At 71.0% G+C, this 22,504-nt stretch carries 18 protein-coding genes; 9 read left to right on the top strand and 9 right to left on the bottom strand.

Features of this window, described 5'->3' with window-relative positions:
- Positions 1-198: 198 nt before the first annotated feature.
- From ABZ749_RS06760 to ABZ749_RS06750, 3 genes are all read right to left on the bottom strand, one after another.
- Positions 199-1,059, bottom strand: a complete 861-nt coding sequence (locus tag ABZ749_RS06760; RefSeq protein ID WP_357223631.1) for an oxygenase MpaB family protein — start codon at positions 1,057-1,059, stop codon at positions 199-201.
- Positions 1,056-1,748 carry a haloacid dehalogenase-like hydrolase gene (locus ABZ749_RS06755; protein WP_357223628.1) on the bottom strand — a complete coding sequence of 231 codons (693 nt, stop codon included), beginning with the start codon at positions 1,746-1,748 and terminating at the stop codon, positions 1,056-1,058. The genes ABZ749_RS06760 and ABZ749_RS06755 overlap by 4 nt, the downstream gene beginning before the upstream one ends.
- Positions 1,749-1,813: 65 nt before the next feature.
- Complete coding sequence (locus ABZ749_RS06750) at positions 1,814-5,896, bottom strand: tetratricopeptide repeat protein (protein ID WP_357223623.1); 4,083 nt, start codon at positions 5,894-5,896, stop codon at positions 1,814-1,816.
- A 74-nt stretch (positions 5,897-5,970) separates the two neighbouring features.
- Here ABZ749_RS06750 and ABZ749_RS06745 point away from each other — a divergent pair, with 74 nt between their 5' ends.
- Complete coding sequence (locus tag ABZ749_RS06745) at positions 5,971-6,132, top strand: hypothetical protein (protein ID WP_357223620.1); 162 nt, start codon at positions 5,971-5,973, stop codon at positions 6,130-6,132.
- On the top strand, positions 6,129-6,767 hold the full coding sequence (locus tag ABZ749_RS06740; RefSeq protein ID WP_357223617.1) for a hypothetical protein: 639 nt from the start codon (positions 6,129-6,131) through the stop codon (positions 6,765-6,767). Before ABZ749_RS06745 ends, ABZ749_RS06740 begins: the two co-directional genes overlap by 4 nt.
- A gap of 51 nt (positions 6,768-6,818) precedes the next feature.
- Here ABZ749_RS06740 and ABZ749_RS06735 read toward each other — a convergent pair whose 3' ends face one another.
- Complete coding sequence (locus ABZ749_RS06735; RefSeq protein WP_357223614.1) at positions 6,819-7,865, bottom strand: SMP-30/gluconolactonase/LRE family protein; 1,047 nt, start codon at positions 7,863-7,865, stop codon at positions 6,819-6,821.
- A gap of 283 nt (positions 7,866-8,148) precedes the next feature.
- Here ABZ749_RS06735 and ABZ749_RS06730 point away from each other — a divergent pair, with 283 nt between their 5' ends.
- The 4 genes from ABZ749_RS06730 to ABZ749_RS06715 all read left to right on the top strand — a co-directional run bounded on the left by ABZ749_RS06730 (position 8,149) and on the right by ABZ749_RS06715 (position 11,767).
- A complete protein-coding gene (locus ABZ749_RS06730; protein ID WP_357223611.1) occupies positions 8,149-9,327 on the top strand; it encodes a MalY/PatB family protein in 1,179 nt (392 codons plus the stop codon).
- A 262-nt stretch (positions 9,328-9,589) separates the two neighbouring features.
- Entirely contained in the window at positions 9,590-10,105 is a 516-nt protein-coding gene (locus ABZ749_RS06725; RefSeq protein WP_357204076.1) for a SigE family RNA polymerase sigma factor, read from the top strand.
- On the top strand, positions 10,102-11,271 hold the full coding sequence (locus ABZ749_RS06720) for a hypothetical protein (protein ID WP_357223608.1): 1,170 nt from the start codon (positions 10,102-10,104) through the stop codon (positions 11,269-11,271). Before ABZ749_RS06725 ends, ABZ749_RS06720 begins: the two co-directional genes overlap by 4 nt.
- Positions 11,272-11,383: 112 nt before the next feature.
- The gene (locus ABZ749_RS06715; protein WP_357223634.1) at positions 11,384-11,767 is read left to right on the top strand and encodes a hypothetical protein; all 384 of its coding nucleotides are present in this window, start codon (positions 11,384-11,386) and stop codon (positions 11,765-11,767) included.
- A gap of 17 nt (positions 11,768-11,784) precedes the next feature.
- On the opposite strand, the gene ABZ749_RS06710 is transcribed toward ABZ749_RS06715, so the two are convergent.
- Positions 11,785-12,180 carry a hypothetical protein gene (locus ABZ749_RS06710; protein ID WP_357223605.1) on the bottom strand — a complete coding sequence of 132 codons (396 nt, stop codon included), beginning with the start codon at positions 12,178-12,180 and terminating at the stop codon, positions 11,785-11,787.
- A 125-nt stretch (positions 12,181-12,305) separates the two neighbouring features.
- Here ABZ749_RS06710 and ABZ749_RS06705 point away from each other — a divergent pair, with 125 nt between their 5' ends.
- Entirely contained in the window at positions 12,306-12,536 is a 231-nt protein-coding gene (locus ABZ749_RS06705; RefSeq protein ID WP_355008566.1) for a hypothetical protein, read from the top strand.
- 7 nt (positions 12,537-12,543) lie between these two features.
- Here the strand turns inward: ABZ749_RS06705 and ABZ749_RS06700 are convergent, their stop codons facing one another.
- Both ABZ749_RS06700 and ABZ749_RS06695 read right to left on the bottom strand, forming a co-directional pair.
- A complete protein-coding gene (locus ABZ749_RS06700) occupies positions 12,544-13,419 on the bottom strand; it encodes an alpha/beta hydrolase (protein ID WP_357223601.1) in 876 nt (291 codons plus the stop codon).
- A 91-nt stretch (positions 13,420-13,510) separates the two neighbouring features.
- A complete protein-coding gene (locus tag ABZ749_RS06695) occupies positions 13,511-13,855 on the bottom strand; it encodes a DUF1330 domain-containing protein (protein WP_357223597.1) in 345 nt (114 codons plus the stop codon).
- Positions 13,856-13,976: 121 nt separating this feature from the next.
- Between ABZ749_RS06695 and ABZ749_RS06690 the strand changes: the two genes are divergently transcribed.
- Positions 13,977-14,819: a helix-turn-helix transcriptional regulator gene (locus ABZ749_RS06690; RefSeq protein WP_357223594.1), complete on the top strand. Its 843-nt coding sequence runs from the start codon at positions 13,977-13,979 to the stop codon at positions 14,817-14,819.
- Here the strand turns inward: ABZ749_RS06690 and ABZ749_RS06685 are convergent.
- Positions 14,774-15,796, bottom strand: a complete 1,023-nt coding sequence (locus ABZ749_RS06685) for a hypothetical protein (RefSeq protein WP_357223591.1) — start codon at positions 15,794-15,796, stop codon at positions 14,774-14,776. The two genes, ABZ749_RS06690 and ABZ749_RS06685, sit on opposite strands and share 46 nt — an antisense overlap.
- A 503-nt stretch (positions 15,797-16,299) precedes the next feature.
- Here ABZ749_RS06685 and ABZ749_RS06680 point away from each other — a divergent pair.
- On the top strand, positions 16,300-19,296 hold the full coding sequence (locus tag ABZ749_RS06680; protein WP_357223588.1) for a glycoside hydrolase family 95 protein: 2,997 nt from the start codon (positions 16,300-16,302) through the stop codon (positions 19,294-19,296).
- A 102-nt stretch (positions 19,297-19,398) separates the two neighbouring features.
- Here the strand turns inward: ABZ749_RS06680 and ABZ749_RS06675 are convergent.
- On the bottom strand, positions 19,399-22,504 hold a 3,106-nt coding region (locus ABZ749_RS06675), incomplete at its 5' end, for a DUF1349 domain-containing protein (protein WP_357223585.1).

Below are 22,504 nucleotides of genomic sequence, written 5' to 3'. Positions count from 1 at the left end.
GGCCTCGTGGCCCTGCGAGCCTGAGCCTCAGCCAGTGTTACCTGCCATCCTGCTTAGGTTGTCGCGGCGTCCCGCTGGGCGTCCCCACCCGCCCCCCCCCCCCCGGCCGCACTCTCGCGTGGGTCGCCGCGGTGACCTCGCGCGGGTGGCGTAGGGCCCGGCGCGCGTCCGAGCCGGCGACGACGGCACTACGACGTGCTACTCGTGCATGCGGTCCTGGCGAGGGCCGAGCCGGCTGATCTCGTACCCGTCGGGGTAGCTCTTGGTTGTGATCCCGTCGGCGAACAACGCGGTCGTCGGTGGTGCTCCGAACCACCGCTGCGACAGCGAGCGCGTCCGCAGGGCCAGGTGCACACCCGCCCGGACCGGCCAGGTCGGCGTGTCGACCCGCGTCGCGCGCCGCAGCGGCGCGTCATACAGGGCGCTGACCAGCGCGTTTCCCAGTGGGGCGAGCGTCCGGGGGATCCGGGTGAGCATCAGCATGCGGGTGGCGCGTTCGATGGCCGCCGCGTCGTCGTTGGGTTGCAGGTGAACTGCGTCGTACGCGTCGAACCAGGTCTCGAACTCGCCGTACGACCCCGGGATGTCGGTGATGCCCATCCGTCGGCCGAGTTCCCGGTAGAACAGGTACGTGGCGTGACGTTCGTGGCAGCAGGGTGGGCGCCAGCCGTACTCCTGCAACCACCGGGTGGGGATCACGACCAGGCAGCCGAGGACGTAGCGGAAGTCGTCGTTGCTGATGTCGTACGGGCGGTGGATCTGGTTGACGCGCCGCAACGCCTCGCGGCCCCGAGGCTGGTCGAAGCCGTTGAGCACCATCTCGTACATCAGCAGACCGGTGTCGTCGATGCGCTTCTGGGTGCGTTCGGTCAGCTCCCCGGTGGCGGTGTGCACGGCGGCGATGGCGGGGATGGAGAACGACCGGTTGAAGGCGAGGTTGAGCCCGAGCTTCATGTCCCACGGAAACTCGTAGCGCAGCATCGTCTGGTAGATGACCAGGTGGTCGCGCTCCGGGTCGAGAGCGCGGGTACGGGTCAGGTTGTCGTAGCGGCCTCTCATCGGCGGGCGTCTCCAGCGGTGTGATGTGGGTGCCCACCCGACCAGGTGACAGTCGTCAGCCGGGCGCCGAGGAGCCGCCGCGCCCGGGCGACCTGACGCGTTGTCGCGTTGACCAGCACTGGCTGCTCGGCGGCATCGAGGATGGGCAGATCCGACAGTGAGTCGCTGTAGGCGACCCGCCACGGTGGCGTCACCCCCTGGCCGGCGAGCTGCGCCATCTTGGTCGCCCCATGGTTGTGCACTATCAGTTTCGGCCCGCGAATGCGCGAGGCCACGAGCTCGACCTCGGCGAGGCCGATCGCGTCGAGCACGGCGCGCGCCAGGGTGTGCTCGCACGCGGTCACCACGATGACCCGGTCGCCGGCGGCGAGGTGGGTACGGATCATCCGCAGACCGGGCTCGATCATCCGCCCGGGTTCCGCACCGAGGTGCGCACCGAAGCGTTCCAGCTCTGCCCGCAACTCGTCCGCGTTCCGGCCCACCAGGCCGATCCGGCTGACCCACCGCGCTGCCCACGGACGGAGGGCGGGAAGGGTGGCGACGGGCGCGAGGAAGACGAGCGCGGCGACGGCGAGCGGCAGCCGGGCACCCGCGAAAGCAGTGCGTCGTAGGAAGAGCCCGAATGCGTCCCCGCGCAGCAGCACACCGTCGAAATCGAAGATCACGGTGTCTGCGGTCGACGCCCTCATCGGTCTATCGACCTCGGTGCCGCGGGCGGTTCGCCATCAGCCGAGTGTACGGGTGGTCGGGTGGGTCAGGTTGGCTCGTCCGCGGTCGGTAGCACCGCGATCAGGTCGAGCACCTCGGCGGCGCTGGCCGCGCCGAAGGCGTCGGTGAGGATGGCCGCGAACACCTCGTCGCCGAGCCTGGCCCGTAGTTCGCGCAGCGCGTTGAGGTCGAGCGCCGCGTTCGCCGACCCGATCTGCCGGTCGATGCTCAGCGCCTCGACGATCAGCGGGATGCCCTCCGCTGGGTGGCCCTGCTCGACGCGCAGCTGCCCGAGCGCCACCTGGTCCAGCGCCACCGCCTCCCAGTCGCCCTTTTCGCGGTCGATCCGCAGGCAGGTCCGGTAGCACCGCTCGGCCAGGGCCCGGTCGCCGCGCAGGCCGGCCACCCTGCCGAGGTGGAAGGTGCTGTTGGAGACGCCCGACAGGTTCCCGAGCCGTTTCTTGATCGCGATGGAGCGACGGTAGAACCCGTCCGCGTCGGCGAGATCCTCCTGCGCCTCGCAGACCCGGCCGAGCTGGTGCAGGACGATGGCCTGGTTGGGCTCGTGGCGCAGCACGCGATAGACCTGCAACGCCTGCTCGTAGCGCGACCGCGCCTCGGTCAGCCGGCGGGTCTCCAGGGCTGCTCCGCCGAGGTCCTCGTGGCACTTGGCGACCCCCGCCTGGTAGCCGGCGGCGGCGCAGATCGGCAACGCCCGCAGCAGGCACATCCGGGCGGTGCCGAAGTCACCGGCCTGGGCGGCGGCGATGGCGCGATGGACGTAGCCACTGCCCAGCGGCGTCGGGTGGGAAGTGTCGAACCGGAACCGCAGGTACGCCTCGACCCACTCGGCCCGTTGCGCCGCCTGCCTCCGTTCGAGGTGCCGGGACAGCAGGGCGGAGAAGGCGTGCGCGCCCAGTTCCAGGCGCTGCACGGCCAGCCATTCCAGGGCCGCCTGGAGCGGCGGCTGGTCGTCCCCGCCGATCGCGTTCAGTGTGTGCGGCACCGCCTCAGCAGCCCGGCCGAGGACGGTCCGGACGCCGCCGAGCAGTTCGTCGCAGCGGCGCAGCAGCGGGTCCTCGCCGAGAGCCGCGACGATCGTCCGGGCGCGGGCGTAGCAGCTCTCGGCGAACTCAAGGTCGTCGAGGTCGCGGGCGAGGTGACCGAGCAACAGCGAGCACTCCGCGATGTGACCGTTGCTGCCGACCTCCTCGAAGATCTTCAGCGCGGCGCGGACCCGCTCCTCGGCGGTCTCGTACGCGAACTGGGCGAGGGCGATGCGTCCGAGCATCACCAGCCCGCTGCCCTGCTGGACCCGGACGCCCAACCGTCCGTAGCTGGTGATCGCCACCTGGACGCACCGCCCCGCCTTCACGAAGTCCCGGGCCTCGAAGGCGAGTACGCCGATCTGGTGGTGGCTCGCCGCGATCCCCTCCAGGTCGTCGAGGTCCCGGGCGATCGCCAGCTCCTCCAGGTAACGCGACATGGCCAGCTCGGCGTCGCCGTTGCCGCGGGCGATCCCGGCGAGCTGGTGCAGGGTCCGGGAGACCGCCGAGCGGTCGCCGAGCCCGCTCAGGATCGTCAACGCCTCCTGGAACAGTCGGTCCGCGCTCGCCCGGTCGCCCCGGTTGTCGGCGACCAGGCCCAACTGGTGCAGGAGCTTGCCGACCCCGCTGTCGTCGCCGAGATCCCGGTAGACGGCAAGCGCCGCCTCGTAACGCTGCGTCGCCTGCGGGTACTCACCCCGGCTGAGGTTCACGTCGCCGAGTCCCTTGAGGAAGCTCGCGAAACGCGCCGAGCCCGGGGATGCCAGCGGCAGCAGTTCCCGCCAGATCCTCTCCTCCCAGGCCCAGTGCCCGGCCGCGTGCAACTCCTGGCAGGCCAGCTCGGAGTAGGTGACGACCTCGTCGGTGTCACCCGCCGCCAGGTGGTGGTACCGCGCCTCGACGGCCCGGCGGATGAAGTCGTGCTGGTCGGTGCTGGACCGGGCCCGCCAGCCCCAGTAACGGCCCGCCCGGCGGTGCGCGTCGACCACCGCGTCGCGGCCGGCGATCCGCTGCAGGCTCGCCGCCGTCCACCGGTGCACCAGGTGGCCCCCGGTGACCGGGGCGAGCAGTCCCAGCTGCGACAGCGCCTCGACCGCCTCGTCCAGCCCCGCCGGTTCCGGTGGTGGGTCGTCGCCGTCGGCCGGGTCGGCGAGCTGCCAGGCGAGCCCGGTCCGGTCCGCCGGAGTGCGGTACACCGCCGCGCCGAGCAGCAACCGACGGGCCGCCGGGACGGCCTCCAGGCGGGCGAGCAGCCGGGGCAGCAGCACATCCTCGGCGGCCAGCGCCCCGGCCTCGGCCAGCGGCGTGCCGACCTCGGCCGGCGCGGCGTCTGGGCCACCGCCGGCCGCGGCCAGTCGGCCGGCGACCTCGTCGGATCGGGCGTTGCCGCCGCGCAGCAGGCCGTCGAGGTATTCCAGCGCGCGCGGGTGGCCACCCAGCCGGTGCCACATCCGTTGCTGTTCCGCCGACGCCAGCTGGCCCACGCCCGGCAGTCGCCAGAGCAGCTTGCGGGTCTCCTGCCAGGAGAGCGGACCGAGGTGACAGGCTTCCAGACCGGCGACCGGGAACGGGTGCCGGCTGGTCACGACCAGCTCGTGGTGGGACGCCCAGGCGGCGAGGAACGCGGCCAGGTCCGCGTCGGCCAACCGGTGCTCGGCATCCAGGGCGTCCTCGGCGTTGTCGAGGACGAGCAGCAGCGGCGGGCCACCGGTGCCGATAGCGTCCAACCGTCGCCGCCAGTCCTGGCCCGGCTGGGCGAGGACGACGAGCCATCGCCGCAGCGCGTCGTCAGGGGCCGCTCCGGCGCAGCGGCTCTCCACCTGGCGGCACAGCTCGTCGAGGATCGCGTCGACGGTGGCGTCGCCGTGGGTCGCCACGACGATGCCACCCGCGTCGCGGAACCGCCGCGCGAGTTCCGCGGCGAGACTCGTCTTGCCGATCCCACCGATGCCGTGAACGAGCACCCGAAGCTTTCCCCGGGACAGCCGACGCAGGATCTCCCGGCGGCCCACGAAGTCAGTGGGCGCACGCACCACGCCGTCCCCGACTATCGACTGGCCCGGCGGGGCGGCAATGGCAGCGCCGTCCCGTCCGCCGGCCAGCCGCAGCCCGGGGTCCGCCAGGAACAGCGTCGGCATCCACCACTCGGCGGCGGTCGGGGCCAGCTCGCGCCGTACGGCGGAGACCTCCGCCAGCAGCTCCGGCTCGCTGCGGGCGGCCAACCGCTCGTAGAGCCGAGCGCAGAAGTCGATGGTGTACCCGTCGCTGACCGTCCCGTTCATCGCCAACACCGCCAGCGCGCCGTGGGTCAGCAGCGTGCCGGCCAGCCCGGGCAGTTCCCGTTGATCCTGGCGGGCTGTCGAGCAGCCGGCCAGGACGATCAACGGCACGGTCCGGCCGGGCGGCAGCACCTCGGCCAGGAACCGCGCGGCGTCCACACGGTCCTCCGTGCCGGTGGGGGTCTCCAGCAGCAGCGCGCCCGGACGCGCGTGGCTGGAGACGTGCAGGACGTGGAACGGTTCCTCGGCGAGGGCGGCCCGGATCGCGGCGGCGCTGCCCCACTCCAGGACGCGGACGCGCACCCCGTGCCGATGCCCGGGTTCCACAGCGCCGAGGATCCGCCCGAGTTCCCGCTCGTGGTCCAGCAGCGGCTGGGTCGAGTCGTCCGGGCTCGCGATCGCCGCGAGCATCCGCAGTGGGCCGTCCACCCGGACCGTGGGTGCCGGTGTGTCGTCGCCGGTCCGGCAGACGTCGACGTCGGGTCGCAGCGCCAACGGCAGTTCCTCGCCGGGCAGCACCAGCGTCTCCCAGGGCAGGTCGGCCAGGGCCGGGTCGACGACCTCGATGCCGAGTCGGTGCCGGCCGGGGCGGGCCAGTTCGGCGCGCAGGGCCGGGCCGGGGGCGTCGAGGAAACGGCGGCCGAGCGCGACGCCGACCTCATACGACAGCTCCACCGAGGGGCCGCCGCGCAGCCGCCAGAGCAGGTCGGCCGTGCGTTGATCGCCTGGGCCCACCGGGTACCGGCGTCGGTCGCCCTCAACGACCAGGACCACGTCGGTCGCGCTGACTGTCAACCGGATCACGAAAGGCCCCCTGCGGTCACCCGGCGGACGACCCGATGCCGGGATGGATTGCCGGGCTGACCGATACTGTATCCATGGCTGACGATCCTGAGGAGCTCGCGCAAGTCCACGCCGTGCGGATCAACGACAGCGGCGAGCTGGAGTTCTTCGACGGGCAGCGCTGGGTGCCGTACACCGATCTGCCCGACGACGAGAACGGCCCGCTGGGTGTCGTCTTCCGCGACGACAGTCGATGACCGGGGAGTCGCCGACGAGCGGCGCGGGGTTGGACGTGCTGCCGTCCCCGTTGGACTCTGTCGCGGACAGTCGGGCGGCGGCGCGGTGGATCATCTCCTCGGCCGGCGCGGTGGGCGCGCTGCTGCTCGGTGGCGGCCCGCTGATCGCCGCCGGAAAGGTCACCGACTGGGCTCACGCGGCGTGGGCGGGCGGCGGCCTGCTGGTGACGCTGCTCGGCGTGGCCTGGGCGATCTGGCGGACCAGCGAGGTGCTCGTACCGCCGATGACCACGCCGGCGACGCTCACCGGGCCGGAGCTGCGCGGCCTGCGCGAGCGGCTGGAGGCCGAGCCCTGGTACCACTTCGGCGGGTACGCGGACGACGTCGACGGTCTGCTGCGTCATCGCCGGATCGCCGCGGAGATCACCTGCCGCCTGTCGACGGCTGCCCCGCAGGAGCGGGCCGCCCTCCGGGCGGGGCTCGCCACCGCGCGCCGCAACATCGCCCGGACCGACCCGTACCTGCGCTGGCTGCTCGCCACGGCGCACGCCTGGCAGGTCAGGGAGGCGTTGCGCCGGGCCCGCCGGCAGACGTTCCTGGCCGCCGCGCTGGTGGTGGTCGGGGCAGTGGTGTTCATCGCCGCGACCGCCGGATAGCGCGCCGCCTCGTCGGGCTACGACGAGAGCGGCGCGCCGCCCAACCGTTGGTCAGTACGGATATCCGGGGACGTTGAGCCGCACGCTGTACAGCCCGGAGTCACCCCAGCGGCCCGACGTGACGAAGAGGGTCTGCCGGTCGGGGCCGCCGAACGCCACATTGGTCGTGCCGGAGTTGCCGGACCGGATCGTGCCGAGCTCGGTGCCCGCGGGGGAGTAGACGTGGACCAGGGAGTCCCCGCCCGAGGTCCAGTAAACGTTGCCGGCGCAGTCGATCGTGCCGCCGTCCGGGCCGCCGATGTAGTTCACGAAGACGCTGCGGGCCCCGATGCTGCCGTCGGGCTGGACCGCGTACTTGTAGATCTTGTTCTCCGAGTAGGCGCCCACGTACAACGCCGTCCCGTCCGGTGAGAGCGAGATGCCGTTGGGTTGGCGCAACCGGTCGTCGACCAGCGACACCTGCCCGTTGGAGACGCGGAAGACACTGGTGCGCCCGTTCATCTGGTCGGGGCGGTTGCCGCGCTGGAAGTTGGGGTCGGTGAAGTAGACGACGCCGTCGGAACGGACCGCGACGTCGTTTGGCGAGTTGAACGCCCGGCCCTGGTAGTTGGGCGCGACGGTGCTGCGGGCCCGGTCGCTCAGTCGGTACGCCGACACGCTCCGCTGGTCGTGGGTGGCCGCGACGAGCTGCTGGGCGTCGGCGCTGAGCGCCAGGCCGTTGCTGCCGGCGTTGGTGATGAACGTGTCGAAGGTGGCGGGCGCGGTGAACCGGCGGATCGTCGACGGCTGGACGTTGTACGGCCCGGTGCCGGCGGTCATGTCGGAGAACAGCAGGTAGCCGCCGTCGGCGACCCAGACCGGTCCTTCGAGGAACGTGAACCCGCCCTGGATTCGCGGGGCCGTCACGGTGCTGGCCGGCAGCGGCGGGCCGTAACTGGCCCCCGTCGGGCAGGCCCCGGGCGGTGCGCCGGGCGGACCGGCGAGCGTGGCGTGAGCGCTGACGTGCGCGGCGGCGACGGCAGCGCCGGCGGGCAGGGGGGTGGCGCTGACCGCCAGGCACAGGCCGGCCAGTGCGGCAATGGTTGGACGCCAGGTCATCGAACACTCCAATCGGCGTCGAGGGTTGCGATGGCCGGCGTGCAAGGTCGGTGGCTGGCACGGCGTGAGGGCGGGCCGTCGATGTGGGCATTCGGGAGCCTAGGTGATGAACTGGCAACTCGCAGCAATCTTTCGGCGTTGATTCCGAGCGGCACGAGGATCGCAAACACAAAGACGCTGGTCAATGCCAAAACGGTCTCCGGAAATCCTTCCGGTACAACCACAGTGGACACGTCAACGGTGACCCGGAGCGTGGGTCGGAGGCAAGGAATAGGGTGGGGACATGAGTGACCTGCTCAGTGGCGCCCGAACCTCGGTCAATCCCCTCCGCCAGCTCACCATCGAGCAGCTTCGGCAGCGGACGAGCCTCAAGTGGCGGGAGTACCCCGACGACGTGCTGCCGCTCTGGGTGGCCGAGATGGACGTGCCCCTGGCCGAGCCGGTGGCACGGGCAATCACCGACGCCGTCGCGCGCGGCGACACCGGCTACCCCGCCGGAACGGCGTACCCGCAGGCGGTGGCCGAGTTCGCCGCGCGGCGGTGGGGTTGGGACGGGCTGGCCGTGGAGCGCACCGCGCTGGTGCCCGACGTCATGCACGGCGTCGTCGAGGCGCTGCGACTGGTCACCGAGCCGGGGGACGCGGTGATCGTCAACTGCCCGGTCTACCCGCCGTTCTACGAGTCCGTGGCGCACGCCGGCCGCCGGATCGTGGAGGCGCCGCTCGGCGAGGACCTGCGGATCGACCTCGCAGCCCTGGAGGATGCGTTCCGGCGGACTCGCGCCGGTGGACGGCCGGCCGCGTACCTGCTCTGCAGCCCGCACAACCCGACCGGTGTCGTGCACAGCGCGGCCGAGTTGACCGCGGTCGCCGGACTGGCCCACCGGCACGGGGTGCGGGTGGTCGCCGACGAGATCCACGCTCCGGTGGTGGCCGGGGGAGCGCGGTTCGTGCCGTACCTCTCGGTGCAGGGCGCGGAGAACGGCCTGTCGCTGGTGTCCGCCTCCAAGGGGTGGAACCTCTCCGGCCTGCGCGGCGGGCTCCTGATCGCCGGCCCGGCCGCGGCCGCTGACCTCGCTCGCGTCCCGTTCGGGGTCAGCGTCAGCACCAGCCACCTCGGCGTGATCGCCCACACCGCTGCCTTCCGCGACGGTGGCGAGTGGCTCGACGCCCTGTTGACCGGCCTGGACGACAACCGCCGGCTCCTGGCCGCACAGCTCGCCGAGCACCTGCCGGCCGTCCGCTACCAGCCCGGTCAGGCCACCTATCTGGCCTGGCTGGACTGCCGCGCCCTGGGCCTCGGCGACGACCCGGCCGCCGTGTTCCTCGACCGTGGCCGGGTGGCGCTGAACTCCGGACTGGCGTTCGGCACCGGCGGTGTCGGGCATGTCCGACTGAACCTGGCCACCGCACCGGAACTCATCATCGAGGCGGTACACCGGATGACCAGCGCCGTCGGCTGAGACCGGCACTGGTGTCGGTCGGTGGTTCCACGGTGTGCCAGTGAACGCCGTCCAGACGTACCGACATCTCCAGCCGTCCACTCTGCGCGCCGCCGGTCTCGACCTCCGGACCAGCGGCGGCCCGGCGGCTCGCTGACCCGTCCGGGTGTGGCCGGGCCGGGTCCCCGGCCCGGCCGAGCGGTAGGGCTTCCGAGCGTTCTTCGACGGGGACGCAACCTGATGACCGTCCGGTCCCGTCGAGCATGCGGAGGAGGGAGCCTCGATGGTGGAAGCCGAGGGTGAGTTCGTGGAGTACGTCTCCGCGCGACTGCCGAGCCTGCATCGGACCGCGTTCCTGATGTGCGGCGACGCCCATCTGGCCGACGACGTGGTGCAGCAGACGGTCACGGCGCTCTACGTGAACTGGCGCCGGGTCAGCCGGGCCGACAACGTCGACGCGTACGTACACCGGATGCTGGTGCACAAGCTCGTCGATGAGAAGCGGTTGAACTGGGCGAAGGTTCGCCTGCTGGGGTCGGTGCCGGAGCCGGAGCGCTCGCCGGTGACGCCGCACGACGACCTGGCCGAGCGGGACAACCTGCTCGCCGCGCTCGCCCGCCTCCCGCGCGGCCAGCGCACCGTGCTGGTCCTGCGGTTCCTGTGCGACCTGTCGTTGACCGACACGGCCGCCGCGATGGGCTGCTCGGAAGGCAACGTGAAGTCGCAGACGGCTCGGGCGTTGGCGGCCGTCCGCCAGGTGCTCGACGTGACCGAGATGTCAGTGAGGAGTCCGAGATGACCACGGTGGACGAGCAGCGGATCGCCGAGCTGCTGCGGGCGGCGCCGGTGCCGGAGCCTCGGGTCGACCTGAGCCGGGCGGTCCGTGACGGTCGGCGGCGCCGACGGCGTCGCCGAGTCGGCGGGATCGCCGCGCTGACGGTGCTGGCCGGGGTCGGTGTCGTGGGTGCCGTCCAGGTGGGTGCGACCACCGGCCCGCCGGCTCCGACCCCACCCGCGCTCGCGGTGACGCCGGAGAACACCGGGTCGATCGCCCCGCGCCCGCCGGTCACCTGCCAGGCGTCGTGGTTGCCGCAGCCGGTCAAGGGTCCGGTCGCGGTGGCCAACAGCGTCGATCCCACCGGACGGCACATCGTCGGCGACATCGGCACCGGGCAGGAGGACGGACGGGTCGTGCTCTGGACCGACGGCCGGCCGGTCGTCCTGCCGGCGACCGCGCGGCACGCGGCCGCGGTCAACACCCGTGGCTATGTGGTGGGCACCAACGGAGACGGCACCGGCTGGCTCTACCGGGACGGGAAGCTGCGTTTCCTGGCCACGCCGCCCGGCTACGACGCGGTGCTCGTGCACGCCGTCAACGGTCGTGGCGACATCGTCGGCACCGCCCGCAGGTCCGACGACTCGCACCAGGCTGTGCTGTGGTCGACGGACCACCCCCAGAAGCACCGGCTGGTCGGCCAGCGGGGGTCGTCCGCGACCGGGATCACCGAGGACGGCACGATCGTCGGCACCGTCGACGATCGGCCCTACCGGTGGACGCCGCAGGGCGTCGGGGCGACGTTGGCGGTGCCCGACGGTCATCCGCGTGCCTCGGTCGAGTCGGCGCAGGGCGAATGGGCGATCGGCATGGTTCCCGGCGACCAACGCAGCGGCGCCGTGCAGATGCTGCCGGTGCGGTGGAACCTTGCCACCGGGGCGGTGAGCCTGTTGCCCTTCCCGGGGGCGAGCGGCATCGCCGGCAGTGGTGACGTGCTGGTCGCCGACGGTGCGCCGCTGGTCGTGGCGCCGGACGGCACCTCCCGCCGGTTGCCGGGTCGACCGGAGGTCCGGGCGACCGAGGCGGGCACGTACACGGCCGAGGGGATCAGCGGCGACGGCCTGACGGTGGTCGGGGCCGTCTACGAGAACGAGGCGTATCGGCCGCTGGTGTGGCGGTGCACACGCTGAGGGTTGAGCGGCTCAGCCTTGGGGGCGTGCCGTCCGGACCGTTTCAACCGACCGGTTCCGTGGGTACGCTCCCACCGGCTGATCACCCGATCGACGGAGACTTCCCGTGATTATGGCTCTGCTGCTCGACCTCGCCAACATCGTCGGTGGCTTCCTGCTCGCCGTGGCGGTGCTGCGGCTGCTGCCGCGGGTCGGCGACGACCTGGGCCGCCTCGCCGGTCGGGCCGCCCCGATCGCGTGGGTGGTCGGCCTCGTGGCGTTGGTGACCGGCGGTTACTACCTGATCGTCCACCTGGTGTCCGGGCCCCGGGTGTTCCACTTCGAGGTGGTGGGGATCGGTGTGGGGCTCGCCCTGCTGTGGGGCCGGTTGACCGGGCGGTCGACGCCGCGCGACGAGCGGTCGGACGCTGCCACCGGTGTCCGGCTGTTGCTCGCGATCTTCGGTCTCATCGCGATCGTCGTCGGCGTACAGGGGCTGTTCACCCCGGACGGCTGACAGCGGGGGTCACCGGGTCACGGGGTGGACGGTCGTGGCGCCCAGGTGCCCGCGGCGCTGGCGATCAGGAGTATCACCCCTGGTAGGAACGCGACACCGATGCCCAGCCCGAGCAGCAGACCCCATCCGGTGAGCACGAGCGCGGCCGCCAGGTCGGCGACGATGGTCAGCCGCCCGGTCTGCTGCGCGAGGACGGGCAGCAACGCCGCGACGACGGGGATGCCGAGCAGATAGCCGGCCGCCGCTCCCGAGTCGTTCACGGTGAAGGGAACCAGCACGGCGGCCACCAGCACAGTGATCGCCAGCGCCGACCATCTGAGCACCGAGCGGGCGTTGGCCGGCTTACGGACCAGGACCACGAGACCGACGAGCAGGACACCCACGAGTGCGCCGACGGTCGCCAGACCAGTCATAAATGCCCTCCTCAACCGGAGCGGGTGGCGTTTAATCGAGGACGGCGGATCGTCGCCCCCGCGTTTCACGATACGGCTGGTCGGCCAGCCGCACGAGATTGAGCGTCGAGCAAGGAGGTCCCGGCGTGCCTCTCCTGCGAATCCACCTCGGCACCGACCGGGGTACCGCCCGCCGGGTGCTGCAACTGCATCAGCAGGGCAAAGCCCATCACGAGTCGCGGGAGGCGGCCCGGGAACAGGTGTGGCGTCAGGGCCGCACCCCGTGCGGTGATCCGGTCTTCGTCGGCGTCACCAACGGCCGCCGCGATGTGCAGCTGCTCTACGACGTAGAGGTCTACTCCGAGGCGACCGGTTGAGCAGAGGTCAGCCGGCGTCCAGCACCTCCCGCAGACGCTCGGCGAACTCCTCCGGCTTGCCCGCGTAGCCGAACTCGCCGCCGAGGAACCCGCCGTGGTGGCTCGGGAACACCACGGCCTCCTGGCCGAGCAGCGCCGCGAGGCCCAGGGCGGTGCGAGCGGTGTACGTTCCGGCCGACTCCTCACCGACAGCGACCACGATCCGGGTGGGCGCGGCGGTGAGCACAGTCGCGTCGGGACGGTAGTCGGTGATCGCCCACGAGTTCTGCGACAGCAGCGGATCGTCGCGGCGGCCGTCGTCGTCGTCGGTCATGCCGAACATCGCCGGGTCGGGAGCGGGTTGGGCGAAGTAGGCGTCGGTGAACTCGCCCTGCCAGGACGTCATGGCGATGAACGCGGCCATCCCCGCACCCGGGCCCTTCGCCTGGTACGCCTCGTAGAAGTCGGCTCGGGCGCGCTCGGCGGCCGTGGCGTCGGGGAGCACGGCGTTGATCGGCGGTTCGTGCGCCACCAGGGTGGCGATGTCGTCGGGGTGGGTGGCGACCAGTTCGAGTGCGGTCACCGCGCCGCCGCTGCTGGCGAACACGTCGACCGGACCGACCTCGAGTGCCTGAAGGAGCGCGTGCAGGTCGGCGGCCTGCTGCTGCGGTGTGTGGTCGGAGCGACCGTCCGTGCGGACGCTGCGGCCCAGACCACGCGGGTCGTAGGTGAGGACCGTGCGGTCCGTGAAGTGCGGGGCGAGCGCGGTGAAGCCCTCGGCCGCCATCGGCTGGCCGATCATGAGCAGCGCACGATGGGCGCCGGTGGGAGGTAGCGGGCCGCGGACGTCGTAGACCAGGTCGACGCCGGGAATGGCCAGGGTGTGCGTCTGGATGTCCTGCATTCGATGAGACTACGGACGGCTGACCTGTGTCGGGGTGCCTTGCGGGCGGCGAGCCGTCGGGTTCTTCGGGACGGCGCTCGCGCGTCGGGTGCTACCGATCGGTGGCGCGGCGGATGGCTGCGGCCATCCGCGACGAGTCGTGGCCCGGCTCGACTCCGTCGACGAGAATCACCTCGCCGGTGAGGTGCCTCGTCCGCAGGGGCTTGATCTCCTGATAGGCGCTGGACCGGTACCAGGAGCGAGCCTGGTTCAGGTCGGGGAACTCGATGACGACCACGTCGCCGGGCCAGTCGCCCTCCAGGACGTCGACGGTGCCGCCGTGGACGATGAACCGGCCCGCGAAAGGCGCGAGGGTGGCGTCGATCCGCTCCAGGTAGGTCAGCACCTCGGCGTGGACGGGTGCCTTACGGAGGTGTGCGAGCGCGTACGCGGTCATGGTTGTCCGTCCTTCGCGTTGTGTTTTCTGAGGTGGGAGTCGATTCTTCCGGTGTCGTGGTGGGCCGTCGATTACCTCGCAGGTAATGGCTCGGCCGTCGGTGCGGAATTACTGTCGGTGAGTGACTATCTCGACCCGGCACGGGCGACCAGTGGGGGAGCTGCTGCGCGACTGGCGCCGGACTCGCGGAATGAGCCAGCTCGACCTGTCGATTGAGGCGGGAGTGTCGGCCCGGCACCTGAGCTTCGTCGAGACCGGGCGGTCCCGGCCGAGTCCCGACCTCATCCTGCGGCTGGCCGAACACCTGGAGATGCCGCTGGCCGAGCGCAACACGATGCTGCTGGCCGGCGGTTACGCGCCCGCCTTCCCGCGTCACGAACTGGGCGACCCCGAGCTGACACCGGTCCGGGCCGCCATACGGCGGATCCTCGATGGTCACAGCCCGTACCCCGCGCTGCTCGTCGACCAGCACTGGCACCTCGTCGACGCCAACCCCGCCGTCGCCCTGTTCACCATGGACGCGCAGCCCTACCTGCTCACTCCACCGATCAACGTGCTGCGCCTCAGCCTGCACCCTGACGGTCTGGCACCGCGCATCGTCAACCTGCCCGAGTGGCGCGCCCACCTGCTGAAACGGCTGCACCAGCAGGCGACGACAACCAACGACCCGATCCTGTACGACCTGCACGAGGAGCTTCGCGGCTATCCCGGTGGCGACGTCGAGACGACACCGCCAGGCGATGCCCTCTCACGTGTTCTCGTCCCGCTGCGCTACCGGCACGGTGACCAGGAGTTGTCCTTCGTCAGCACCACGACCCTCTTCGGTACGCCGCGGGAGGTCACAGTAGCCGGGTTGGCCGTCGAGGCGTTCTTTCCCGCTGACTCGGCGACCACGCAGACCCTCCGGATCCGTGCCGATCATGACTCGGCTGCCCGTCCCCCTGGGGGAGCGGGTGGCGGCTGACGGAGCGCGTCGTCGATGATGCCGGGCATCCGCCGGGCCACTCCGGCGAGGAGATCCGCTACCTGCACGCGCGGATCGTCGCGGGAGTCGACCATCACCAGCCCCGCCAGGGGCGACACCCCGTTCGGCAACCCCCCGGCCCGGTCTGTGCCGGAGGCCGACGCGTAGGCGTCGGCCAACACCCGCTGGAGGCGGGTCAGGCGGTCGGCCGTCAGGGCGCTCTGCTCGTCGTGGGTCACCAGCACCTGCCGCTGGCCGCCGCTCCAGGACAGGACCGTCTCCGCCAGCGCCGGAAGCAGCGGTTCCAGCGGGGGAGGGACCGTGCGGTCGTCGACGTCGAGCCTGGCCACCACGGCCCGTACGTGGTTCGGGCTGAGCCCGTCGAGGACGGCGTCGGCCACCGTGCCGAGGCCGTGTCGCCGCAGCGCGTCCCGGGCCTGGAAGAACCGCTGCACGGTCTGGTCGACCGGAAGTCGCCGCTTCATCCGGACCAGATCGACGAACGCCGACAGGAAGGTGCCCCAGTCGCCTCCGGTCGCGCGTCCGGCCTCGTGCAGGGCGAGAGCCGCCGGATGGTGCTCGCGGGCCAGGTGGGTGCCCGCCGCGTACGACGGCTCGGTCAGCAGGAAGTCCACGATCCGGGTGACGAGGAAGAACTCCTTGTCGATGAGGTGGACGTGCGCGCGGCCGGCCAGCGCCACCAGGAACCACTCCAGTGCCTCCCGCGCACCCGAACCGCGCAGGAACCGACCGGACTTGAGCTCGTGCGGCGCGAACCGGAACCCGGACCGCAGGGCGGTGATGAGCGCGACCGCCTCGTCGACGGCCAGGTCGACGCTCGCGTGCGTGATCACCGGGGCGGTCGAGTGCAGCAGGTTCGTACCCGAGAATCCCGACTCGTCGCAGGCGATCTCCACGACGGCTCCGACCACCACCGCGCTGCCGGGCGGTAGTCCGCCTTGAAGAGGCGATCTCACCCCCGAGCTCCCGCCATGCCGCCCATGGTCACCCGTGCGCCGGCAGAGGACAACCCGATTGGGTACGGGAGCCGCAGTCCGCGATCCGTGCTCCCGGACCCACCGGGGTTGCACTGCCGCTTCGGGGCGCACGTCGGACCTTGTGCCACGGCTGGCTCGACTGCCCGCCTGCGTACATCCGATGTATGTCCATCGGGGTGAGTGCTCGTCGGCGTGATTCTGGCGGATCGCGGCGCGGTGCCGAGTCTGCGCGACGCTCTCCGTCCACCCGTGCGTCTTGCTGACCGGCCAGATGGTCACCGTGTCCATCAATCGATCGACCGTTGCCTATTCTGTGCCCCCGGAGTAACCTTCCCGAAACACATCAGATGTCTGGCGCGCCAAGGCCCGGCGTCGGCCTGCTCAGGCAGGGTCCCGGTTGGCCCCACCAAGCGGATCCCCATGTCGAGTCCCATAGTTGTCACGCTTCGGGGTGGCCGGACTGGCCACCGTTTGGAGGATCGATGTCAGACCTGACCCGACGGCAGGCCCTCAAGGTCGGCGCAGCCGGCGCGGGCGGTGCTCTCCTGCCGGTGCCCTGGACCGCGGTGGCCAAGGCCGACTCGGCGGCCCCGCCGCAGGTGTTGGCCGCCGGGGACCTCGCCCTCTGGTATGACGAAGGGGCCGGCACCGACTGGCTGCGGGCGCTTCCGATCGGCAACGGCCGGCTCGGCGCGATGGTCTTCGGCAACGTCGACACCGAGCGGCTTCAGCTCAACGAGGACACCGTCTGGGCCGGTGGGCCGCACGACCCCAGCAACACCCGAGGCGCGGCGGCGCTGCCGGAGATCCGGCGGCTGGTCAACGCGAACCAGTGGACCCAGGCCCAGGATCTGATCAACCAGACCATGATGGGCAACCCCGGTGGTCAGCTCGCCTACCAGACCGTCGGCAACCTCCGGCTCGCGTTCGGTTCCGCCAGCGGAGCGTCACAGTACGACCGGACGCTCGACCTCACCACCGCCACCGTGACGACGTCGTACGTGCTCAACGGCGTTCGCCACCAACGGGAGGTGTTCGCGAGCGCGCCGGATCAGGTCATCGCCATGCGACTGACCGCCGACCGGACCGGCTCGATCAGCTTCACCGCCACCTTCGACAGCCCGCAGCGGACGTCGGTGTCCAGCCCCGACGGCACCACCATCGGCCTCGACGGCGTCTCCGGAAACATGGAGGGCGTCACCGGCCAGGTCCGTTTCCTCGCCCTCGCCAGCGCGACGATCAGCGGCGGCAGTGTGTCCAGTTCCGGCGGCACCCTGCGGGTGACGAACGCCAACAGCGTGGTCCTGCTGATCTCCATCGGCTCCAGCTACGTCAACTACCGTAACGTCGGCGGCGACTACCAGGGCATCGCCCGGCAGCGGCTCACCAGCGCGCGGGCCAGCAGCTACGACCAGTTGCGCAGCCGGCACGTGGCCGACTACCAGGCGCTGTTCAACCGGGTCAGCCTGGATCTGGGCCGCACGTCGGCGGCCGACCAGACGACGGACGTCCGGATCGCCCAGCACAACAGCGTCAACGACCCGCAGTTCTCGGCGCTGCTGTTCCAGTTCGGCAGGTACCTGCTGATCTCGTCCTCGCGGCCCGGCACCCAACCGGCAAACCTGCAGGGCATCTGGAACGACTCGCTGACCCCATCCTGGGACTCGAAGTACACGATCAACGCCAACCTGCCGATGAACTACTGGCCGGCCAACACCACGAACCTGGCCGAGTGCCACAACCCGGTCTTCGACATGGTCAGAGATCTCGCCGTCGCCGGAGCACGGACCGCCCAGGTGCAGTACGGGGCCGGCGGCTGGGTCACCCACCACAACACGGACGCGTGGCGGGCCACCGCGGTGGTGGACGGCGCGTTCTGGGGCATGTGGCAGACCGGCGGCGCCTGGCTGTCCACGTTGATCTGGGACCACTACTTGTTCAACGGCGACATCGAGTTCCTGCGGACGAACTACCCGGCCATGAAGGGCGCCGCGCAGTTCTTCCTCAACACCCTGGTGACCGAGCCGACCCTCGGTTACCTGGTCACGAACCCGTCGAACTCACCAGAGCTGAGTCACCACTCGAACGCCAGCGTCTGCGCCGGCCCCACCATGGACAACCAGATCCTGCGGGACCTGTTCGACGGCGTCGCCCGGGCGAGCGAGATCCTCGACGTGGACAGCACCTTCCGGGCCCAGGTGCGTGCCACCCGGGACCGGCTCCCCCCGATGAAGGTCGGCTCGCGCGGCAACATCATGGAGTGGCTCTACGACTGGGTGGAGACCGAGCCCAACCACCGGCACATCTCGCACCTGTACGGGCTGGCCCCCAGCAACCAGATCACCAAGCGCGGCACGCCACAGCTGTTCGAGGCGGCCCGGCGGACCCTGGCGCTGCGCGGCGACGACGGCACTGGCTGGTCGCTGGCCTGGAAAATCAACTTCTGGGCGCGGATGGAGGAGGGCAAGCGGGCCCACGACCTGATCCGCTACCTCGCCACCACCGCGCGACTCGCGCCCAACATGTTTGACCTGCACCCGCCGTTCCAGATCGACGGCAACTTCGGCGCCACCGCCGGCATCGCCGAGATGCTGTTGCAGAGCCACACCGGCGAGCTGCACGTGCTGCCCGCGCTGCCGCCGGCCTGGCCGAGCGGGCGGGTGACCGGTCTACGCGGTCGGGGCGGGCACACGGTCGGCATCACCTGGGCGAGCGGCCTGGCCACCGAGATCCTCGTCCGCCCGGACCGGGCCGGCACCGTCCGCCTGCGCTCCCGGATCCTGACCGGCACCGTCACCGTGGTCGACACCGCCGACGGTACGGCCGCCCGGACCACCCGGATCGAGTCCGACCTGATCGAGGTCACCGTGCAGGCCGGGCGCACCTACCGGGTCACCAGTTCCGGGGCCGCCACGCCGACGCTGGAGCAGAGCTTCAGCAACGTCGGCATCACCAGCGACAGCAACACCAACGTCGGGAACTTCGACGGCGGTGGGGCCTCGCTCTCCGCGCAGGCCCTCGCGCAGGCCGGTGCGAGCCCGGGTGGCACGGTGAGCCGCAACGGGGTCAACTTCCGCTGGCCCAACGTCAGCTCCGGGGCCGCCGACAACGCCATCGCCTCGGGCCAGACCATCGGCGTGACCGGCACCGGCAGCACGCTCGGCTTCCTGCTGACCGGCACCTACGGAGCGGTGTCGGGGACCGGCACTGTGGTCTACGCCGACGGCACCCGCCAGACGTTCACGTTGAGCTCGCCGGACTGGTACGGCGGGCCGCACTCCGGGGGCACCGCGGCCATCGTGTCCGCGTACCAGAACCGGCCCAACAACGTCCGTCAGAACACCGCCGCGTGTGTCTACTACGTCGGCGTGGCGTTGCAGAGCAAGGCGGTGGCCTCGGTCGTGTTGCCGAACATCAGCGCCCGTCCCGCGACGAACGTGCCGACCATGCACATCTTCGCCATCGCGATCGGGGGCTGACGGCAACGAATCCAGCTCGGGGGAGCACGACCGGGCCCGTCCCACCTGGGGCGGGCCCGGTCGCGGTCGGCGGTCGGCGCTGACCGTCGGTCACCGCCTCGTCTAGCGGATGCGCTCCCCGCGGCTGTCGATCCGGAAGTAGTCGAAGGCGACGTCGAGGTCTGTGGAGGTGCCGGCCCGATTGAAGGCCGACAGCCCGGCCTTCGTCACGTCGGCGTTCAGCGTCTGGGTGCCGATGTAGCGGTAGACGCTTCCGTCGGTGGAGTAGTAGGCGCGGTAGCTGGCCCCGACCTTGGTCAGTCGCAGCCAGACGGCGCCGTCGGCCCCGACGATGCGCTGGGCGTCGGCTCCGGTGATCTCCAGGGTGGACGCCGTGCCGTTCTGTTCTCGCAGGAAGACGATCCGGGTCTTGTTGACGGCGGCTGTCGCGTTCCCCATCTCCCAGGCGAGCTTCACGTAGTTGTTGTCGTCGGCGTACCCGAGAACACCGCCCTGCTCGTTGTTGGCGGCGAGTGGGCGGGAGAACACGACCCTGGATTCGGCCGTCCAGTCACCGTCGACGTCCTGGAGGGCCAGGTTCCTCGCGGTGTTCACAGTGCCCTGGAGGTCGCCCTGTTGCGCGGTGATGACCAGGGACCCGTCGGCCACACGCCGGCTGCTCTCGTCCGGGCGGACCCACTGCCACTGCGGGCCGAGCTGGGCCGAGTCGAACTCGTCGCTGCCGGTGATCGTGGTGTTCAGGTCCACCGTGTAGACCGACGAGGCTCCGCCGTTGGTGACGGTGACGCGGGCCTGCCCGGTGGGGCTGGTCGCCTGCTCGACCGCGACCGTGGCGGCGGGGTCGGCGGCGCTGGCGGTGACAGTTGGCGCGGTGGTGGTGCCGGCCGGCGTGAGGGCGTTGTAGCGCAGCACCGTCGGCGCGAAGGACGCCAGACGCCTGCCGTCGACGCGCAGGGCCTTCAGCGTCGTGTCGGGCACCAGGTTGAAGACGTAGTTCTTCACCAGGGGGCCGAAGAAGCTCTCCGTCGTGACCTTGACGACCGCCTGACCGGGTACGCCGGCCGCCTGGGAGATGACCTCGTAGCGGGCCTTCCGGTCGGCCGTCCGCACCTTCGTGATGGTCGGCGACGCCCCGGCCGGCAGCGGGATGGTGTACGAGGTGTCCGACAGGTTGAAGCCGCCGAACCTCTTTCCGTTGACGACGATCGTCGCCGACAGTGGCGCGTCGTCGACCGGGATGTCCCGTCCGCTGAACTCCTTCCAGTAGTTCACCGAGGTGTCCCGCCAGTCGGCCGCGTCCGCCTCGTGGACCGCCAGCTTCGCGCGTACCTCGGCGAACCGGCGTGCGTCGATGTCGGGTTGCAGCGCGTCCCAGGTCTCCCGCATCCAGGTCACGTACTGCACGCCCATCTGATAGCGGTAGACCAACTCGTCCCAGAACGTCCGGCCGCTGTCCATCCGATGGCCCCACGGCACGTGGTGGAACCACATCAGCAGGCTCTCCGGGACCGAGTTGATGTTCCCGTAGCGCTGCTGCAACCGGGGGAAGTACTGGGCGGCCAGGTTACTGCCGGTGGGGGAGCGGTCGAAGCCCAGACCGACGCTGTCGGCCTTGTTGTAGTAGATCGGGCTCCAGTCGTCGCGGCCCGCCCAGTCGGCGGGGTCGGGGCGGTAGTGGGCGCCCTCGGCGAACTGGTGGCCGATGCCCAGCGGCGTCTGGTAGCTGACCAGCGACTCCCACGAGCCCATCATCATCCGATGGATGGTGTCGACGACGCGCCGGTCGTTGCTCCAGGTCATCCGCGTCCAGTCAGTCGCGATGTCCGCCGAGTCGAGCGTCCAGTCCCACGCCTGACGTCCGAAGGCGAAGAGGTTCGCCTGGGCGAAGTGGTGCCCGGTCAGGTTGTCCGCGTTGCCGAGGTTGGCGACACCCACGATGGCGGTGTCCGGGTGGTGCTGGGCGGTCCCGTCGACGATGTTGCCGACCAGGCGCTTCTTGAGCAGTTTCCCGTTCGCGTCGGTCGCGTACGTGTCGGTCTTGAGGATCTCCTCGTACATCGGGCCGAGGTAGGCCAGCATCCAGTTCTGGCCGGTGTACTCCTGCGTGATCTGGAGTTCGAGGGCCTGGTTGGTGTTCTCCATCCGACCGAACATCGGGTGGACGGGCTCCCGGGCCTGGAAGTCCAGTGGCCCGTTCTTGGTCTGGAGGAACACGTTGTCGGCGAAGCGTCCCCGGCTGCCGTCCGGCTGGACCTCGTCGTCGATCGGCCCGAACTCCAGGTAGGCCCGCTTGAGCCGGTCGTTGTCGACCTCGGCGTTGTAGACGAACGTCCGCCAGTGCACTGTCATGCCGAGCGGCGCGACCGCGGCGGCGATGGCGTTGGCGCCGTCACCGTGGTCGTACCCGAAGTCCTGTGGCCCCGGCTGGCCCTCGGAGTTGGCCTTGACGGTGAGGCCCATGAAGTCCGGGATCGCGGCCTGGATCTGCTGGGCCCGACGGTGCCACCAGCCCCGGAAGTCCGCTCCGTACGGGTCGAGTTGACTGTTGGTCAGGGTGTCCGGCGCGAACCGGCTGTCGGTCGGTGCGGTGTAGCGGATCGACAGGCCCAACCTGATGCCGTACGGACGCAGCGCGTCGGCGAGGGCCGCCTCCTGCGCGATGCGGGTGCTCGTCAGGTACGCGTTGTCGGCGTTGACGTTGTTGATGGTGATGCCGTTGATGCCCAGGGACGCCAACGCGCGGGCCATGACGAGGTAGCGGTCGAGAATGACCGGCAGGTTGCGGCCCGCGCTGGCACCGGTCGCGGCGAAGTTGAAGATCGCCCCGCTCTCCCCGTTCAGCCCGCCCAGCCCGGAGGCGTTGTTGCCCGCGTAGAGACGCTCGGTCTCCCAGTTGTTCAGCAACCGATGCTTGATCTTCGGTGACTCCCCGACGCGGAGGTGATCGATGGGTTTCCGGGTCTGTAGCAGCCGGAGGAAGGCGAAGGTGCCGTACAGCGCACCGAGGTCGGTGTCGCCGGCGATGACGGTGAAGCGTGTGCCGCCCCTCGACACCGACCGGACGAGGTAGCCCTCGTCGCCCACCTTCGCCAGGTCGCCGGTCGCGATGGTGCGGCCCACCAGCGGCGAACTCGTGGGCGTGCCCACCACGACCGCGCCGTCCGGGACCGTGCCACCGGCGACCGTCGCGACGGGCGTCGGCTGACCG

The organism is Micromonospora sp. NPDC047753, assembly GCF_040642735.1.
Classification (GTDB): domain Bacteria; phylum Actinomycetota; class Actinomycetes; order Mycobacteriales; family Micromonosporaceae; genus Micromonospora.
The sequence above is the reverse complement of the archived record's forward strand: the minus strand, read 5'-3'. Positions and strand labels throughout refer to the sequence as shown.

Bases quoted from the DNA above. Each gene is read 5' to 3' on its own strand.
- ABZ749_RS06715 (WP_357223634.1), top strand. From the start codon at position 11,384: ATGGCTCTGCTGCTCGACCTCGCCAACATCGTCGGTGGCTTCCTGCTC.
- ABZ749_RS06720 (WP_357223608.1), top strand. From the start codon at position 10,102: ATGACCACGGTGGACGAGCAGCGGATCGCCGAGCTGCTGCGGGCGGCG.
- ABZ749_RS06740 (WP_357223617.1), top strand. From the start codon at position 6,129: ATGACCGGGGAGTCGCCGACGAGCGGCGCGGGGTTGGACGTGCTGCCG.
- ABZ749_RS06710 (WP_357223605.1), bottom strand. From the start codon at position 12,180: ATGACTGGTCTGGCGACCGTCGGCGCACTCGTGGGTGTCCTGCTCGTC.
- ABZ749_RS06680 (WP_357223588.1), top strand. From the start codon at position 16,300: ATGTCAGACCTGACCCGACGGCAGGCCCTCAAGGTCGGCGCAGCCGGC.
- ABZ749_RS06700 (WP_357223601.1), bottom strand. From the start codon at position 13,419: ATGCAGGACATCCAGACGCACACCCTGGCCATTCCCGGCGTCGACCTG.
- ABZ749_RS06735 (WP_357223614.1), bottom strand. From the start codon at position 7,865: ATGACCTGGCGTCCAACCATTGCCGCACTGGCCGGCCTGTGCCTGGCG.
- ABZ749_RS06730 (WP_357223611.1), top strand. From the start codon at position 8,149: ATGAGTGACCTGCTCAGTGGCGCCCGAACCTCGGTCAATCCCCTCCGC.
- ABZ749_RS06725 (WP_357204076.1), top strand. From the start codon at position 9,590: ATGGTGGAAGCCGAGGGTGAGTTCGTGGAGTACGTCTCCGCGCGACTG.
- ABZ749_RS06760 (WP_357223631.1), bottom strand. From the start codon at position 1,059: ATGAGAGGCCGCTACGACAACCTGACCCGTACCCGCGCTCTCGACCCG.
- ABZ749_RS06755 (WP_357223628.1), bottom strand. From the start codon at position 1,748: ATGAGGGCGTCGACCGCAGACACCGTGATCTTCGATTTCGACGGTGTG.
- ABZ749_RS06745 (WP_357223620.1), top strand. From the start codon at position 5,971: ATGGCTGACGATCCTGAGGAGCTCGCGCAAGTCCACGCCGTGCGGATC.
- ABZ749_RS06695 (WP_357223597.1), bottom strand. From the start codon at position 13,855: ATGACCGCGTACGCGCTCGCACACCTCCGTAAGGCACCCGTCCACGCC.